The organism is Jejuia sp. G7-7 (assembly GCF_055808955.1).
This window is the reverse complement of record NZ_JBVVSZ010000002.1, coordinates 1,116,681-1,133,588: the sequence shown is the minus strand read 5'-3', so window position 1 is coordinate 1,133,588 and position 16,908 is coordinate 1,116,681. Positions and strand designations below refer to the sequence as shown.

Here is a 16,908-nt window from a genome sequence, read left to right as displayed (position 1 = left end):
TAGCCTTTTTTAATCGATAAAATGAATTATTCGACTCGTTTTACCTAATTCATCAGATTAAATTAATTTACAATTAACTTTTTAGTAATAACTTTACTTGTGTTTGTTCTAAAACATGCTATGTAAGTACCTGTTGCTACATTTGATAGTTTTATGCCTTTATCTAAGGCTGATTTTGATACATTATTCAACTCCATTACAGACTGCCCTGTCATACTAAACAATGTGAATTTCTCAACCTCTCCTAGTAGTTTCTTAGCAAAAATCATATGGCTTCCTTTGTGATAATAGATAAAGTTTTCATCTGTTTTGATTTCTTCTGTACTTAATATACTGGCTTCTGATTGGAATACTATTTCTAATCGGTTATTGAACTTGCCTTGTTCTGATGAAAATCTGTAAGGTTGTTTATTGGTTAAATCAAAATACTCGCCTGTTAAATTATCTCGTAAATATATTTCTTGATCTTCTTCTATATCCAACAATTCTGAAATTTTAATTTCAAATGTATTATCGCCTGATGATTTAAAATTTAAGGACACTACTTTATCCTCTGAAATAGGACCGTAGGCTTGCATGTTCATGTTTTTACCTTCTAAATTCAAGTTTAAATCGTTGTTGTTTGATTCTACACACTCGGCATCATAACCATAATCAAAAGCATCTGAAGTTGCTTCACTAAACCCTAAAAGCAATTCACGTTTAACTTCTGGCCCTACAACTGTATTAAACTCTAAACGGATTTTTTGAATAGTGTTTGAAGTATTTCCTTTTGAAGCTGTTCCTTTAGATTTTTTGTTTGTACTGCCTTTAAAAAATGTTGAACCATTGTTATATGTTCCATCTGCATCTGCTTCTTTGATAAAAATCCGTTGACCGTTGTTAAACTCTACATTGCCATCAGCTATTACTTCTACTATAAAACCCTGACCTACTGGCAAGTATCTTGACGGTATTGCTGTTCCTATTTCTCCGCCTGTGGTTTCGCCTTTAAGACCTACAAACTGTCGAGCTCTTACGCCGCCCATCTTATTGACTTGAGCATAACCTCCATTGTAATCTCTTAAGTTATGCGATGCGCCACTCCATTGTTGCCAAAGTTGAAGTGTACCATCTATTATTCCTGCATTATCATCTATAAATGCATGAACATCAATAGCTGATGGATATGGGTTCCCTAATAAAAATTCCGTTTTAGATACTTCTGCTACTGATCCAGGTCCACCTTTATCTTCTACCTCTACTAGAATTGTACCGTTGTTGGGCTTGCCTTCAAAAATATATTGTTGTGATGCACTTGATACTCCTGTTCCCTTTTGAGTATAACCCATACCTGGAGGGAGATCCCATGAAGTACCTATTTGAATCCAATCCCAATAACTAAGACCATTTATATATACAAACAACCAATAACTACTTATATTTCCATTTGATGTATAATCTGATGTAAACTGACAGTTAAATCCAGATTCATCCTTAATCATATCTAAGTTAAACGTCGAATTATTAGCGTTATTTGTTGCCGCGTTATTATCCGTTAAACTTGTTGCTCCTAGAGCACCAACTGGAAACCCCCAATAGTTGTACCAATAAGAACTTGAAGCGCCTTCTTGTCTTCTTAGTATTTTTCCTGTTGATGAGGTTACCAAATCACTATATTCAGTCTGTACTAATTGTGAATCGTTCATTAAATCTAATGTGCCGTTTAATTCTAAATACCAGCTATTCTTAACCTGATTATCTCCGTTTACAGTTAGAGTACTTCCTGAATCTACTATCAATCCAAGATTAGTAATAGAATTCTCTATGCTTATGTCATCTACTATATTCACAATACAATGGTTCTTATTTGTAGCTATGTCATGTATATCCCAAACATCTCCATGTAACCAAGTTGATTTATTAGTCCAATCACCATCATTTATCGATTGATAAGGCATTGGAGCTGTTTGATCTTGAATAGTCTTGATGTTATGAAGCTTTAAGTCATTACTGCTAGCTGAATAGTCATTTGTGAAATCATTAGCTATATCCGTCATCGGATAATAACCTTTTAAATCACTCCATGAGACTTTTGAAGAAGAATTAAAATCTTCAATATCTTTAGGTATCACTTTTCCTCTTACAAAATTTGAGTTATTCTCAATTTCTTGATATACCATTTTTTGAATTTGATCCTCTGTTAAAGCCGAATCAAAAACACGTACTTCATCAATATCACCATTAAAATGCCCAAAACCAGCAAGACTTGTATTGGTAGGATACCTCCCTATGGTAAATTCTCTTGTTGAATAAATATGTGGACTACCATCAAAATTTTTAGTTATTAATTGTGAATTTAATTTAGCATCAGTTGTAGTACCTACCAGTTCTCCATTAAGATATAATTTAATCGTTTGATCTGAAGCCTTGAACACTCCTGTAACATGATACCATAAATCATTTTGAAGGCTTATGTTCAACAAAGGGTCAGGTTGAACCTGAATATTATTTGAAGGATAATTACTTGAAGATGTAACTTGGCTTTGAGCAATTACTGCAAAAGCTGGTGTTCTTCCTGCATTTAAAAACAACCTCATACTTTCTTGACCAGCTATGCTATATATATTCGGGAGAGTTGCCCCCGTAGGGCCTTCAATTTTTATCCAACCCATAATTGTTCCCTCTGTCCAGTTGGTTATAAAAGGGGTAGTGTCCAGATAATCATCTACACCATCAAAATCTATTGTTGCTGAAATCGGTCCAGTAAGAGGAACCACATTACTAAAAGCTAACTCCCACCTATCGTTTACAGAATTTGTAGTACCTGAAGCACTCATACTTATTTCAAAAGTAACGGTATTAAAAACTCCATTAAGTCTAATACTACCTGAAGCAGTACCATCAGTTGGTGGACCACATTCTGATGGCAAACTAGAATAAGTTTGTCCAGACTGCCTTAGTACTGTAGTGCTAGTTGAAACAAAATGCACATTGTTTTCTGATAATTCTGTAAAAGTAACTCCAGGTGTTATAACTTTTATTAAAGATGATGAGGTTAAGTTATTTACAATACCACCTCCTAGTCTATCTAAATTTAATACTGGATCAATTACATATTTATCAAAGCTAAACGTAATTTGAGCAGTATTTGGAAAAGTGTGTCTTACGCTTAATGACGGATTACCTCCAATTGATGGCTCACTATAAGCACCTGCACATCCCATAGTATCATAGGTTACAAAATCATTTAAGGTATATCCTGTTCCTGAACCATAATTTGTTGCAGAAGCAACAATATTTACTGTTCCCGCAGTAGCGCTCCAAGTTGTAGAAGCACCGCTTCCTGAAGCAGTCCATACTCCAGAATTTTGTGCAATTGAAAAATTACATATTAAAAAAACAAAAAGTATATAAAAAAGTAACTTTGTTTTCATATTTAATAGATTTAGGTAAATCAAAATTATAAACAGGCTAGATACTTTTCTTGATAAAAACCAAAATCGATGAAATATAATTTCACTTTACAGTATCAAAACTGTATTGAAATGAAACTTGAGGGAAGAAAACTTCAATACTGACAACATATCTAAAATGATGCCCCATTAAATAACGAAACAAAATTAATTTAAATAATCGATAAAACCAATTAATTCATCGATAAAATACAAAACAATTAGACGAAACGTTATTTTTTGTAAGATTATAGAACTTTATTTACTTCAGAATTAAAAGAGTTAATTACCTAAGAGAACTTGTTTTTTGAAATATTATTTAGATTTTATTTCTGCACAGAAGTCATTATAATAATAAACCATTTCTGGCACGGTTTGAATGTTATATTCTTTGGAATTAATTCTATTAATAACTCCATCGCAACCTTTGAAAAATATCTTAGCTGTTTTTTTAAAATTTATAACTTTATTAAAATTTATTGCTAGTTTATCTGTTTTCTTTTTAACAAAATATGAAAACGATGTTTCCCAATATCCACCTTGTTTTGGATCAAAATCAAAACCATAAGTAACAAATCTTTTATTGACTACGACATACATATTTACTTCTCCGTTTTCAACCAACTCTAGTAGTATTGGAGCGGTTGTTTTACGCACTTTTACATATTCAAAATAAAAATTTTCGTTACCAATATGAAATGTAATTCCTTTTACCATTAAACTTGTCCATACATAAGGATCTCCACTTTCAGACGCTTTGAATTTAATCTTAAATACTTTTAAAAATTTAACAATCTTACCATAACCCTTAATAGAGGTCCCATCTAAAAAATGAATGGTTGCTTTTTCATATTTCTCAAAAACCTCCAACTGTTTTCCAGTATTTGTTGCATTAACTGAATAAAACGCAAATAGGAATAAAACCAAAATGAATACCTTCTTTTTCATTCTAAACAATTAAATCTACTAAATCTTCAATTTTAGAAATCAGCTGAATCTTGATGGTAGTATTTTTAAGTGATATTTTATTGTATTTAGACACAAAAATAGTTGAAAACCCTAATTTTTCAGCTTCTAAAATACGTTGTTCTACACGTTGAACTGGTCTTATCTCTCCAGATAATCCAACCTCAGCAGCAAAACAAAAATCGTTTTGTAAAGCTTCATCTTCATTCGATGATAAAATTGCAGCTACTACAGCTAAATCTATCGCAGGGTCATCAACAGTAATGCCTCCCGTAATATTTAAAAATACATCTTTTGCACCCAATCTAAAACCAGCTCTTTTTTCTAAAACTGCCAAAAGCATATTTAATCGTTTTGCATTAAAACCTGTAGCACTTCGTTGCGGTGTTCCATAAACTGCAGTACTTACCAATGCCTGAACCTCAATCATTAAAGGGCGCATACCTTCTAAAGTAGCAGCAATTGCATTTCCAGAAAGCTCTTCATCCTTTTTAGAAATTAAAATTTCTGAAGGGTTAGAAACTTCACGCAACCCAGAGCCTTGCATTTCGTAAATCCCTAGTTCGTGTGTAGACCCAAAACGGTTTTTATGCGCTCTTAATATTCTAAATACATGGTTCCTATCGCCTTCAAATTGAAGTACGGTATCTACCATATGCTCTAAAATCTTTGGTCCTGCAATATTTCCATCTTTGGTAATGTGCCCAATAAGAATAACTGGAGTAGCAGTTTCTTTTGCAAACTTTATCAACTCTGTAGTACACTCTTTTATTTGAGAAATACTTCCAGACGACGACTCAATATAATCACTATGCAATGTTTGAATAGAATCTACGATAACAATATCTGGTTCTAAAGCCTCTATTTGCTTAAATATATTCTGAGTTTTAGTTTCAGTAAGAATATAACAGTTGTTGTTCTCAGGGTTAATACGTTCTGCCCGCATTTTTATTTGTTTCTGGCTTTCCTCACCTGAAACATATAAGGTTTTATAGGGTAATTTTAATGAAATTTGAAGCAGTAAAGTACTCTTACCAATTCCTGGTTCTCCACCTAAAAGTGTTAAAGACCCTGGAACAATTCCTCCGCCTAAAACACGATTAAATTCTTCATCTAAACTATTAAGTCGTGCCTCTTCAGAAGTATCAATATCTTTAATTTGTAAAGGTTTTGAAACTCTTTTATTGGATTATTAGAAGGTGTTTTCCAATCACTTTTTTCAGGCTTTTGCATTACTTCTTCTGCAATGGTATTCCATTCTTTACAAGCGTTACATTGTCCTTGCCATTTCCCGTATTGGGTGCCACAATTTTGACAAAAAAATGTTGTTTTTACTTTAGCCATGAATTAATATCCAAAATCTTCTTTGATAGCATCTGCCAACTCTAAAACCATATCTTTTGTAATACCGGCAATTTCATCTAAAGTATATCCAGATTGATAAGTACGCATTGCTTTTTTAGGTTCGCCACCTTCTTCGTAAAACTTACCCAAATAATAGTTACCTAATAACGTTTTTGGATAATGCTTTCTAGCAAGTTTTCCTAATGGCTCATAATATTCAAACATTTGATTTTTTTCAATTGCTGCCGAAATAGCCTTAAAATCATTAATAAGAATCGTCTTTTCAATTCCAAATAAATCCTTTATAGCTTGATATTTTTCTTCTAGATAAACTACAGGCGAAATTTCTAGTTCTAAAATTTCTTCCTTGTATTCTTTCTTACTGATAGGCTGAAACACTTTAAACATATTTTGAAGCGCATTAGGAATGGCATGTGCAGGTCCGGAATAATGTGATGCATTATCAAAACTGTTAAAGTTATAAGATAAATTTTCGTTTTCAAGAGCAGCTATATCTGTGTTTAATGCATTTGACATTTGCTTTATAGATGAATTATCAGCAGTTGTATTTGCCAAATAATAAAACAATTTAGATTCCATCTTACCTAAACTCTCTGGAATATATTCTAACATTTGAGGTGCTAACTCTGGACTAACAACTATATAACCTTGAAATACTGGTTTTGATTTTAATAAGTAATAATTAATAAAATTAGCAGTTTCACCGTGACCTACTGCTACTCTAAAATTAGCAGTTCTATAAGTTGTATCTATGTAAGGTAAAAGTTCCATACCAATAAACTCAAAAAAACTAGCTCCTGTTTCAACTGGTAATGAATTTTGTTCGGAATACATACAATCATCATAGCGTTTATCTATTTGATTTACTCCAACTACAATAGCCTCAGGCATATCTTCCCAATAGGCATAGTAATCTACATTTCCTGCAACAGCTTCGAACAAATAATCCCCATCTAAAACGATAAATACTGGATATCTTTTTTCTTCATCTGAATTATAACCTCTTGGTAATTGAATTTTTATTTGACGTTCTTCTCCCAATTTAGAAGAATCGAAATTTTCATACTTTACTTGAGCATTTAAACATATTGAAGTTAACAGAAAAACAAATCCTGCAAATATAGTTTTCATAACAATAAAACTTTAAAATTATAATCTTGACAAGGTATAAAATAAGCTACAACAATTCAAAAAGATGAGCTTTGAAATCTATTTAGATCTTTTCTTGTTGAAAAGAGGTAGATATATAAGAGATAAGCCACCAAAAATGACAATTAGTATGGTTTGCGATGACCAAATTATCCAACCAAAAGCACGACTAGGATCTTCTGGTAAAAAAAACAAAGAGGTAAATACTAAAACAATAGCTTCAGGATAAGAACCTATACCACCATTGGTAGCTGCAATACTAAAACTTGCAGCGATAAATCCTATTAAAATAGCAGCAAAAGGTATATCATGCATTTCGTCTAATGAAAAAGATGTTACATAAAACATGAGTACATACATTCCCCAAATAAAGAGTGTATGAAATATAAAGGCCCATTTCTTTTTCATCTTGAAAATACTAAGAACACCTTCTACTAAACCATTTACAAAGTTTTTTATCTTTAAAGCAATTTTAGAATTACTTCGTTTTATGAATATAAAAAAATACGATTAAAATAATTACCCCAGCTAAAGCAAGTCCTATTTTAGTAGGATTAAATTTATCTATTAAAAAACTATAAATAAAATCGAACTGTAAAAAAAGTGTTACGGTTATAATCCCTAACATTACTATCATATCTGCAATACGTTCGGCTACTATAGTACCAAAACCTTTTTCGAAAGGCACACCTTCATAATTAGTTAAAATTGAAGCTCTAGCAACTTCTCCAGCCCTAGGAATAGTATAATTAATTAAATAAGTGGCAAAAACAGCCATAATACTGTTGCCTAATTTAATATTATAGCCCATTGGTTCTAACTGAAATTGCCAGCGATAAGCTCTTGATAAATGACTTAGTAATCCAAAAAACATACCCAAAGCAACCCAAGTGTAATCGGCTTTTTTAAAGTAAGACAATAGCTCTTCTATAGAAATTTGAGACAACGAATACCAAACCAAAAAAACTCCCAATGCTAGTGGGAGTGTAATTTTAAGTATTTTTTTATGTTGGAATTCAAACGTTTAGTTTAACAAGTTTGTGGCTTCATCTGGAAATACTAAAGAAGGTTTAAAAATTTTTGCTTCTTCAATATCCATAAATGCATAAGTGATTAAAATTAAAGTATCTCCAACCGAAACTTTTCTAGCTGCAGCACCATTTAACGTGATTTCTCCACTTTTGCGGGGTCCAGGAATGCAATAGGTCTCTAAGCGTTCTCCATTGTCGTTATTCACAATTTGAACTTTTTCCCCTTGAATAATATTAGCAGCTTCCATTAAGTCTTCATCAATAGTGATACTACCAATATAATTGAGCTCAGCGCCTGTGCACTTCACTCTATGAATTTTAGATTTTACTACTTGAATTTGCATGTGCAAAGATAATTAATTTAATGCGATATTATCAATTAGTCTTATATCGCCAGCATACACCGCTATAAAAGCTCTGTATGTTTTTTTGTTTGATTTGCGTTTTACTGGTTTTAAGGTCTCAATATCAGAAATTATGAAATATTCTAATTCTAACAAATCATGATTTTTAAACTGATTCTCAACCCATTCCGTAACTTTATTAGCACTTTTTGTGCCAAAATATGCTTTGGCAGTTTTTAATGTTTTATAGATAAAAGGTGCTGCCTGTTTGTACTCAGGTTTTAATCTGGTATTTCGAGAACTCATGGCTAAACCATTGGCCTCTCTATGTATTTTACATCCAACTACTTTTACTGGAATATGATATTTTTCAACTAATTTTTTAATGATTTGTAATTGCTGAAAATCCTTTTCGCCAAAATAAGCATTGTGAGGTTTAACAATTTCAAAAAAGCGTTTCACAATTGTGCCTACACCATCAAAATGCCCGTGTCTAAATCTGCCTTCCATTTCAAACTCTAAGCCATCAAAACTAAATGTTTCAGAAACGGTATTTCCTTCATAAATATCATCAACTGTAGGCGCATATACTATTATAGCATCCTTACTAACTGTTTTCAACAAAGCAACATCATCCTCTAAAGTTCTGGGATATTTCTTTAAATCATCTTTATTATCAAATTGGGTGGGGTTAACAAAAATACTTACCACAACCACATCGTTATCCTCAAGCGCTTTTATTACCAATTGTAAATGACCTTGGTGCAATGCTCCCATAGTTGGCACCATCCCAATAGATAAATTTTGAGATTTTAATCCATCAATTGCATTACTAATCTTATTTTTTTCTGTGTAAATGACCACGTTTTAATAAAAATTTAACGGGTGCAAACTTAAGATTTTACGGGGACTTTGCATAAAATTTTGTACTTTTGCGTGTTTTTATTTTTGAATCTTCAAAAGCAAACTATATATGAAAGATAAGAGGATATTGTATGTATCATCTGAAGTAGTGCCTTATTTACCTGAAACCGAAATTTCTTCAATGTCATTTGAAGCTCCTAGATTGGTCAACCAACAAGGAGGTCAAATACGTATTTTTATGCCTCGGTATGGCAATATTAATGAAAGAAGGCATCAATTGCATGAGGTAATTAGATTATCGGGTATCAATTTAGTAATTAATGATTTAGATATGCCATTAATTATTAAAGTAGCTTCAATACCTAAAGAAAGAATTCAAGTTTACTTTATTGATAATGACGAGTATTTTAAAAGAAAAGCAACATTGTCTGATGAAAATGGCGAGCTTTTTTCTGATAATGACGAACGTGCTATCTTTTTTGCAAAAGGGGTTATTGAAACAGTTAAGAAATTAAATTGGGCTCCAGATATTATTCATGTTCATGGATGGTTAGCCGCATTATTACCTTTATACTTAAAGGAATATTACAAAGATGAACCTTTATTTAACGAAAGTAAAATAGTTACTTCTGTATACAATCAAAGTTTTAACAATACGTTAAACAAAGATATGGTCAATAAGATTAAATTTGACAATATAAATGGAGAAGCTATTAAATCATTAGAAGAACCTACATACAATAATTTAATGAAAATCGCTGTAGATTATTCTGATGCTTTAATAATTGGCTCTCAAGAATTACCCGAAAATTTAGAAAATTATATTAAAGATTCTGAAAAACCCGTTTTAGAATATAAAAGTAAAGATGAATTTGGTGAAGCCTACACTCAGTTTTTTAATACTGAAGTTTTAAGTTAAGTGCCCTCTCAATCATCCTATTTATTTTATGAAGAATACATTTAACGCCCTTAAATACGCCTGTACATTATTACTTTTATTGCAAGTTTTCATAGCTTGTGATAAAGATTATAGTTCTATTGAAAGTGATGTTCTTGGAGAAGACAACTTTAATTTTGATGCTTCCAAAGATGTAATCCCAATTCTTGTTTACAACAAAAACTTAAAAGCACAACAAATAAATGGTACTGGTGCTAACTTATTAGGATTCCATAACGATCCTGATTATGGCACAACTACAGCTAGTATTATTACTCAAATTCTACCTTCTAGTTTCTCAAATATAGATTTTGGAGAGGAAGTAAAAATAGAATCTGTAATTTTAACCATACCTTATTTTAGTACTCAAACTGGAGTTGATGGAGAAAAACCCATTTACAGGCTGGATTCACTTTTTGTTGAAGATAATAACCCTGATAAAATTAGCCCTATAAAATTATCTATCCATCAGAATACTTATTTCTTAAGAGAATTTAATCCTGATAGTCCTGACGGATCTGCTCAAAATTATTTTTCTAAAGCCGACGGTACTATCAATACTACTGATAATTTCGCAGTTACCGAAAGTGCAACAATTAATTTTGATGAGAAGATAGGTCACACATTTATACAAGACTCAATCTTTACCATAAGTAGCGAACCAAGGTCTACGAAAAATGGAACAGGTGATGATACAGTTACAACTTATAATACACCTGCCATTGTATTAAACTTAGCTGTAGGTGAAACTAATAAAGCTTTCTGGAAAACTTTAATTATTGATGAACAAGGCAACCCTACATTAAGTAATGCCAATAATTTCAGAAATCATTTTAGAGGACTCTATATAAAGGCAGAAGCTGAAAAACAAAAAGGAAGCATGGTGCTTTTAAACTTGTTAGCAAATGAGGCTAATATCGTTATAAATTACTCTAAGAAGGGTGAAACAGCAGATGATAGAGTAAACGAAACTTACACCTTAAGCTTTAATGGAAACAGATTAAACACATTTATTAATGATTATGACGTGCTTCCAACAGTTCCTGACGAAACAAATGGCGATGGAAAATTATACTTAAAAGGTACTGAAGGCTCAATGGCAGTAATTGAATTGTTTTCTGGTGATATGGTAGACTGTAATTGTGGCATTGACCAAAACGGAAACCCTATAATTATTAACACAACACCGTTGAATTGTTTCAAAAAAACCTTCAGAAAAACAGATGATAATGGTAATGTTTTAGAGCCAATTAATGGTCAATACCAACTTAAACGCTTAATAAACGAGGCCATATTGGTAGTTTATGAAGATGAGAACCTTTATAATGAGGAAGACCCTAACAAAGAAGTTTATCATAATTATGACAGACTCTTTATATACGATTTAGAGAATAACTCACCCATTTTAGATTACGCTTCTGATCCTACTGCAAGTACAACCAGTCCGCTAATATCTCGAACTTTTACCTTAGGGGTTAGAAAAACAGATGATAATGGTGATTCAAAATACAAATTAAGACTTACAGACCATTTAAATAATATACTCATTAGAGATGCAGATAATCCTAAATTAGGCTTAGTGCTCACTAATAATGTTAGCTTAAACATTAATACTAATCTATTAAATAGTGGCAATGATGATGTAACTGGAGTTCCCTCAACAACTTTAATAGTACCTAGAGGAACAATTTTATATGGCAACAATGTTGATGCCAATAAGGATCAAAAAAGAATGAAATTAGAACTCTTTTTTACTGAACCTAGAGAGAGCCAGTAGTTTATATTTAGAATTTTAGCAGATTTGATTTCTAATAAAATGGAACTTTATCGTTTAAATCAAGACGTTTATATAATATTTACCATTCATTAAAAATTTATTTCACATATTTGCCAGAATTATAATAACCCCAAAATCAAAATAAAAAATTATGTGTGGAATTGTTGGATATATTGGACACAGAGACGCTTACCCTATTGTAATTGAAGGACTTAAAAGACTAGAATATCGTGGGTATGATAGTGCTGGAATTGCATTATTCGATGGTACAGATTTAAAAGTTGCAAAAACAAAAGGAAAAGTTTCTGATCTCGAAACTTGTGCTGAAACCCAAATTACCCAAACTGGAAATTTAGGTATAGGTCATACACGTTGGGCAACCCACGGTGTTCCTAACGATGTAAATTCACATCCTCATGTTTCAAATTCTGGTGAATTAGTAATAATTCATAACGGAATTATAGAAAACTACGATTCTATTAAACAAGAGTTAATTAAAAGAGGCTATACATTTCAATCTGATACTGATACAGAAGTATTAATCAACCTTATTGAAGATGTAAAAACCAAAGAAGGTGTAAAACTAGGCAAAGCAGTTCAAATAGCTTTAAACCAGGTGGTTGGCGCTTATGCCATTGCGGTTTTCGATAAAAATAAACCAGAAGAAGTTGTAGTTGCCCGTTTGGGTAGTCCACTTGCTGTTGGTATCGGAGATGAAGAATTTTTTATTGCTAGTGATGCTTCTCCTTTCATTGAATACACAAAAAATGCTATTTATTTAGAGGACGAAGAAATGGCAATCATTAGATTCCATAAAGGCATTAAAGTTAGAAAGATTAAAGATGACTCTTTAGTTGACCCATATATTCAAGAATTACAATTGAATATTGAGCAAATTGAAAAAGGTGGCTATGACCATTTCATGCTCAAAGAAATTCATGAACAACCAAAAGCAATAACTGATACTTATAGAGGTCGTCTTTTAAGAGATGAAGCTATTATAAAAATGGCTGGTATTGAGGATAATATGAAAAAATTCTTAAATGCTAATAGAATTATTATTGTTGCTTGTGGCACGTCATGGCATGCAGGGCTAGTAGCTGAGTATATTTTTGAAGACTTAGCAAGAATACCTGTTGAAGTTGAATACGCTTCAGAATTTAGATATAGAAATCCTGTAATTACTGAAAATGACGTTTTAATAGCAATCTCCCAATCAGGTGAAACAGCTGATACTTTAGCAGCTATAAAAATGGCAAAATCTAAAGGAGCATTTGTATTTGGTGTTTGTAATGTTGTAGGCTCGTCAATTGCTAGAGAAAGTGATGCTGGAGCTTACACTCATGCTGGCCCTGAAATTGGTGTTGCTTCAACAAAAGCATTCACTACTCAAATTACTGTATTGTCATTGATTGCACTCCGTTTAGCACGTGCTAAAGGCACTATTTCAAGTTCAGACTTCCGTAACTACTTATTAGAAATGGAACTTATTCCTGCTAAAGTAGAAAAAGCTTTGCAGCATGATGAACACATTAAAGTTGTTTCAGACATCTATAAAGATGCGAGCAACTTCTTATACTTAGGAAGAGGTTATAATTTTCCAGTAGCATTAGAAGGTGCATTAAAACTTAAAGAGATTTCATATATCCATGCAGAAGGTTATCCTGCTGCTGAAATGAAGCACGGTCCAATCGCGCTTATAGATGAAAATATGCCAATTGTTGTTATTGCAACAAAAGCAGAACATTATGATAAAGTAGTCAGCAATATCCAGGAAATAAAGTCTCGAAAAGGGAAAATTATTGCTGTAATTACAGAAGGAGACACAATTGTTAGAAAATTAGCAGATCATGTTATAGAAGTTCCTGACACCATAGAAGCACTTTCGCCCTTATTAACAACAATTCCTTTACAATTATTATCATATCACATTGCCGTGATGCTTGACAAGAATGTGGATCAACCACGAAATCTTGCAAAATCTGTTACAGTAGAATAAAACTCCAAAAGGGATTAAATTAAAATTTAATCCCTTTATATTTTACTTATCTCTATTTTTTAGGTGTTTATTTACTAAAAATTCAATTTTAATTACACTTTTTTAGCAAAATATACTATGCGTGCATAATTTTTTTATATTTTTATCACATAATCAAATAGTATACCCCTATAATTAAACTAATTAATAATAGATGAAAACAATTCTTAAATGTATTTTATTGTTGTTTTGTGGTTCAATTTATGCCCAAACTACAATTACAGGAACTGTGACCGATGACAATGGTCAACCTATCCCAGGAGCAAATATTATTATTGTTGGCACTTCCACAGGAACTGTAACCGATTTTGATGGAGGTTTCGCGTTAACAACAAATCAAAACCCACCTTTTACTATACAAGCAAGTAGTGTAGGTTTTGAAACTGCAACTGAACAGGTAACTTCAAAAAATCAAAAGTTCAATCTTATTTTGAATGAAGGCACATCTCTTGACGAGGTTGTCATTTCAGCTTCTAGAACACCTGAACGAATTTTTGAATCACCCGTTACTATTGAACGTTTCGGTTTAAAAGAAATCAAAAATTCAGCATCAGCCGAGTTTTACGATGCCCTAGAAAACCTAAAAGGTGTAGACATCAACACGAACAGTTTAACGTTTAAATCAATTAACACCAGAGGGTTTGCAACATTTGCCAATACGCGTTTTATGCAATTGGTAGATGGTATGGACAATGCCGCACCATTACTTAACTTTCCCTTAGGAAATTTATTAGGAATGGTAGAAACTGATGTGCAAAGTATAGAACTTTTACCAGGAGCAGCATCTGCACTTTATGGCGCCAATGCCTTTAATGGTATCTTATTTATGCGTAGTAAAAACCCTTTTGATCATGAAGGAATTAGCGGATATTACAAAGGAGGTGTTACTTCCCAAGAAGCTGCAGGCAATAATTTTTATAAAGATTATGGTATTAGAGCCGCTCATAAATTTAGTGACAAGTTTGCCGCAAAAATCAATTTCAGCTATTTACAAGGTACAGATTGGGCAGCAAATGATACTCGTGGAAAAGACAGAAGCAGTTCTATAGTGAAACCAAATAGTACCAGAGAAAATGATATTGACTATGACGGTGTAAATGTTTATGGAGATTTAGCTTCGAACAATATAGCAGACGTTGCTCAAATTCTTGCAGGATTAGGACGTCTACCAAATCCAGCTCTTGCAAACTTAGTACCATCAGTAGATGTTAGTAGAACTGGTTATGATGAATCTGACTTAACTGATTATGATGCTAAAAGTATAAAAGCAGATTGGGGACTTTACTTCCGTCCTTGGGGAAACGACTTTGAAATACAATATGTTGGTAAAATTGGTTCTGGTGCTACTATTTATCAAGGCTCTAATAGGTACCAAATAAAAGATTTCTTTTTGCAGCAACATAAAATTGAAATCAAAAATGACAATTTCTTTGTTAGAAGCTACATTACACGCGAAGACGCAGGAAACTCATACGACATGGTGTTTACTGGTCTTAATATAAACAGAAAATGGAAAGATGATCCGACTTGGTTTGGAGAATATACTGGTGCTTTTATTCAAGGGACTTTAGCAGGTTTAAATGCAGATCAAGCACATGCTTCAGCTAGAGCAGTAGCGGATACTGGAAGATTTGAACCTGGTACTCCTGAATTTCAAAATGCATTTAATGAAGTAACCAATGATCCTGATGTACTTACAGGTAGTCAACTTAAAGACCAATCTAAATTATTCCATTCTGATGCAAATTATAATTTTAGTCATTTAATTGATTTTGCCGAAATTCAAGTTGGTGGTTCTTATAGAGAATATGAACTAAACTCTTTTGGAGCTATTTATACAGATAAATTAAGTCCAATTCCTTATTCTGAAGTTGGTTTTTACACTCAACTTCAAAAGAAATTTTAGAAGATGACCGATTAAAGTTAACTGCTTCTGTACGTTATGATAAATCTGAATTATTTGATGCGTTTTTCTCTCCAAGATTATCATTGGGTTATAACTTAGGAGAAGAAGGTAATCATAATTTAAGAGCATCATTCCAAACAGGATTTAGAAATCCTGATACGCAAGCATTATATATTGGATTTAATGTAGGTCCAATAATTTTACTTGGTGGTGCTGAAAACAATCCGCAAAGAGACATTAGAACAGCCAGCGGAAGTGATTTATCTCCGACTGGACAAGCAATACTAGGTACTAACAGCTATACCTATGATGGCTCTGGCGCTTTTAATAATTCTTTTACTAGAAGTTCTGCTACAGCCTTTGCTGAGTCAAGAAACCCTGCTGATTTACAAATAGCAAATCCTGGGTTTGTTAAACCTGAACAAGTAACATCTATTGAAGTTGGTTACCGTGGTAAAGTAGAAAAAGTAATTATCGATTTTAGTGCTTATTTAAATCAATATAAAGATTTCATTACTTCAGTTGATGTTATTAGTCCTTTTTATGGTGATGTACAATTAACGCAGACAACGCCAGTAAATGGTAACCCTACACCACTTGCAATAATTGCTTTAGCTAATGGAGACCGCCAAGCATATCGCGCAAATACAAACACAACCGAAAATGTAAATTCTTACGGTGGCTCTTTAGGTGTTAGTACAAAAATATTAGATGGTTTTGATTTAGGTATGAATTATACCTATACTAAACTAGATTTTGATCGTGAGGCAAACTCTGATTTCCAAACTAATTTTAATACTCCAGAACATAAATTTAAAGCCACTTTTGGAAAAACAAACTTATTTAAAAATGTTGGATTCAACGTAGCATGGAGATGGAGTGACAATTATGTCTGGGAAGCTACTTTCCTTACTGCTGATGTGCCAGCTTATCATGTATTAGACGCTCAAATCAATTTTAGATTACCTAGTCTTAAATCTTCTTTCAAGGTTGGTGCTACAAACCTTATGGGAGATGAGTATTTTACAGCTGCTGGTACTGGCTTAATTGGTTCTCAATATTATGCATCCTGGACTATCAATAACTTATAAAATTAA

Annotated in this window: 10 protein-coding genes and 2 pseudogenes; 5 read left to right on the top strand and 7 right to left on the bottom strand. The window is 32.5% G+C overall.

All coding sequences use genetic code 11. The features are described from left to right. Positions 1–62: 62 nt before the first annotated feature. From AC0L5U_RS15425 to panC, 7 genes and pseudogenes are all read right to left on the bottom strand, one after another. Positions 63–3,416, bottom strand: a complete 3,354-nt coding sequence (locus AC0L5U_RS15425) for a LamG-like jellyroll fold domain-containing protein (protein WP_473417377.1) — start codon at positions 3,414–3,416, stop codon at positions 63–65. 333 nt (positions 3,417–3,749) lie between these two features. Beyond that, positions 3,750–4,382, bottom strand: coding sequence for a hypothetical protein (locus AC0L5U_RS15420; protein WP_473417376.1), 633 nt, complete (start codon positions 4,380–4,382; stop codon positions 3,750–3,752). Position 4,383: 1 nt separating this feature from the next. Next, a pseudogene (gene radA, locus AC0L5U_RS15415) lies at positions 4,384–5,744 on the bottom strand (DNA repair protein RadA). Positions 5,745–5,747: 3 nt separating this feature from the next. Further along, complete coding sequence (locus AC0L5U_RS15410) at positions 5,748–6,896, bottom strand: alpha/beta hydrolase (RefSeq protein ID WP_473417375.1); 1,149 nt, start codon at positions 6,894–6,896, stop codon at positions 5,748–5,750. Between the two features lie 78 nt (positions 6,897–6,974). Further along, a pseudogene (locus AC0L5U_RS15405) lies at positions 6,975–7,887 on the bottom strand (lysylphosphatidylglycerol synthase transmembrane domain-containing protein). A gap of 51 nt (positions 7,888–7,938) precedes the next feature. Beyond that, complete coding sequence (gene panD, locus AC0L5U_RS15400; protein ID WP_473417374.1) at positions 7,939–8,289, bottom strand: aspartate 1-decarboxylase; 351 nt, start codon at positions 8,287–8,289, stop codon at positions 7,939–7,941. 12 nt (positions 8,290–8,301) lie between these two features. Further along, on the bottom strand, positions 8,302–9,153 hold the full coding sequence (panC, locus tag AC0L5U_RS15395) for a pantoate--beta-alanine ligase (RefSeq protein WP_473417373.1): 852 nt from the start codon (positions 9,151–9,153) through the stop codon (positions 8,302–8,304). Positions 9,154–9,262: 109 nt separating this feature from the next. Between panC and AC0L5U_RS15390 the strand changes: the two genes are divergently transcribed. The 5 genes from AC0L5U_RS15390 (at position 9,263) to AC0L5U_RS15370 (ending at position 16,902) form a co-directional block, all read left to right on the top strand. After that, positions 9,263–10,072: a glycogen/starch synthase gene (locus AC0L5U_RS15390; protein WP_473417372.1), complete on the top strand. Its 810-nt coding sequence runs from the start codon at positions 9,263–9,265 to the stop codon at positions 10,070–10,072. A 28-nt stretch (positions 10,073–10,100) separates the two neighbouring features. Beyond that, the gene (locus AC0L5U_RS15385) at positions 10,101–11,867 is read left to right on the top strand and encodes a DUF4270 domain-containing protein (RefSeq protein WP_473417371.1); all 1,767 of its coding nucleotides are present in this window, start codon (positions 10,101–10,103) and stop codon (positions 11,865–11,867) included. A 151-nt stretch (positions 11,868–12,018) separates the two neighbouring features. Next, positions 12,019–13,866 carry a glutamine--fructose-6-phosphate transaminase (isomerizing) gene (gene glmS, locus AC0L5U_RS15380; RefSeq protein ID WP_473417370.1) on the top strand — a complete coding sequence of 616 codons (1,848 nt, stop codon included), beginning with the start codon at positions 12,019–12,021 and terminating at the stop codon, positions 13,864–13,866. Between the two features lie 193 nt (positions 13,867–14,059). Further along, a complete protein-coding gene (locus AC0L5U_RS15375; RefSeq protein ID WP_473417369.1) occupies positions 14,060–15,811 on the top strand; it encodes a carboxypeptidase-like regulatory domain-containing protein in 1,752 nt (583 codons plus the stop codon). Continuing rightward, positions 15,805–16,902, top strand: coding sequence for a TonB-dependent receptor domain-containing protein (locus AC0L5U_RS15370; RefSeq protein WP_473418310.1), 1,098 nt, complete (start codon positions 15,805–15,807; stop codon positions 16,900–16,902). Before AC0L5U_RS15375 ends, AC0L5U_RS15370 begins: the two co-directional genes overlap by 7 nt. Positions 16,903–16,908 lie beyond the last annotated feature (6 nt).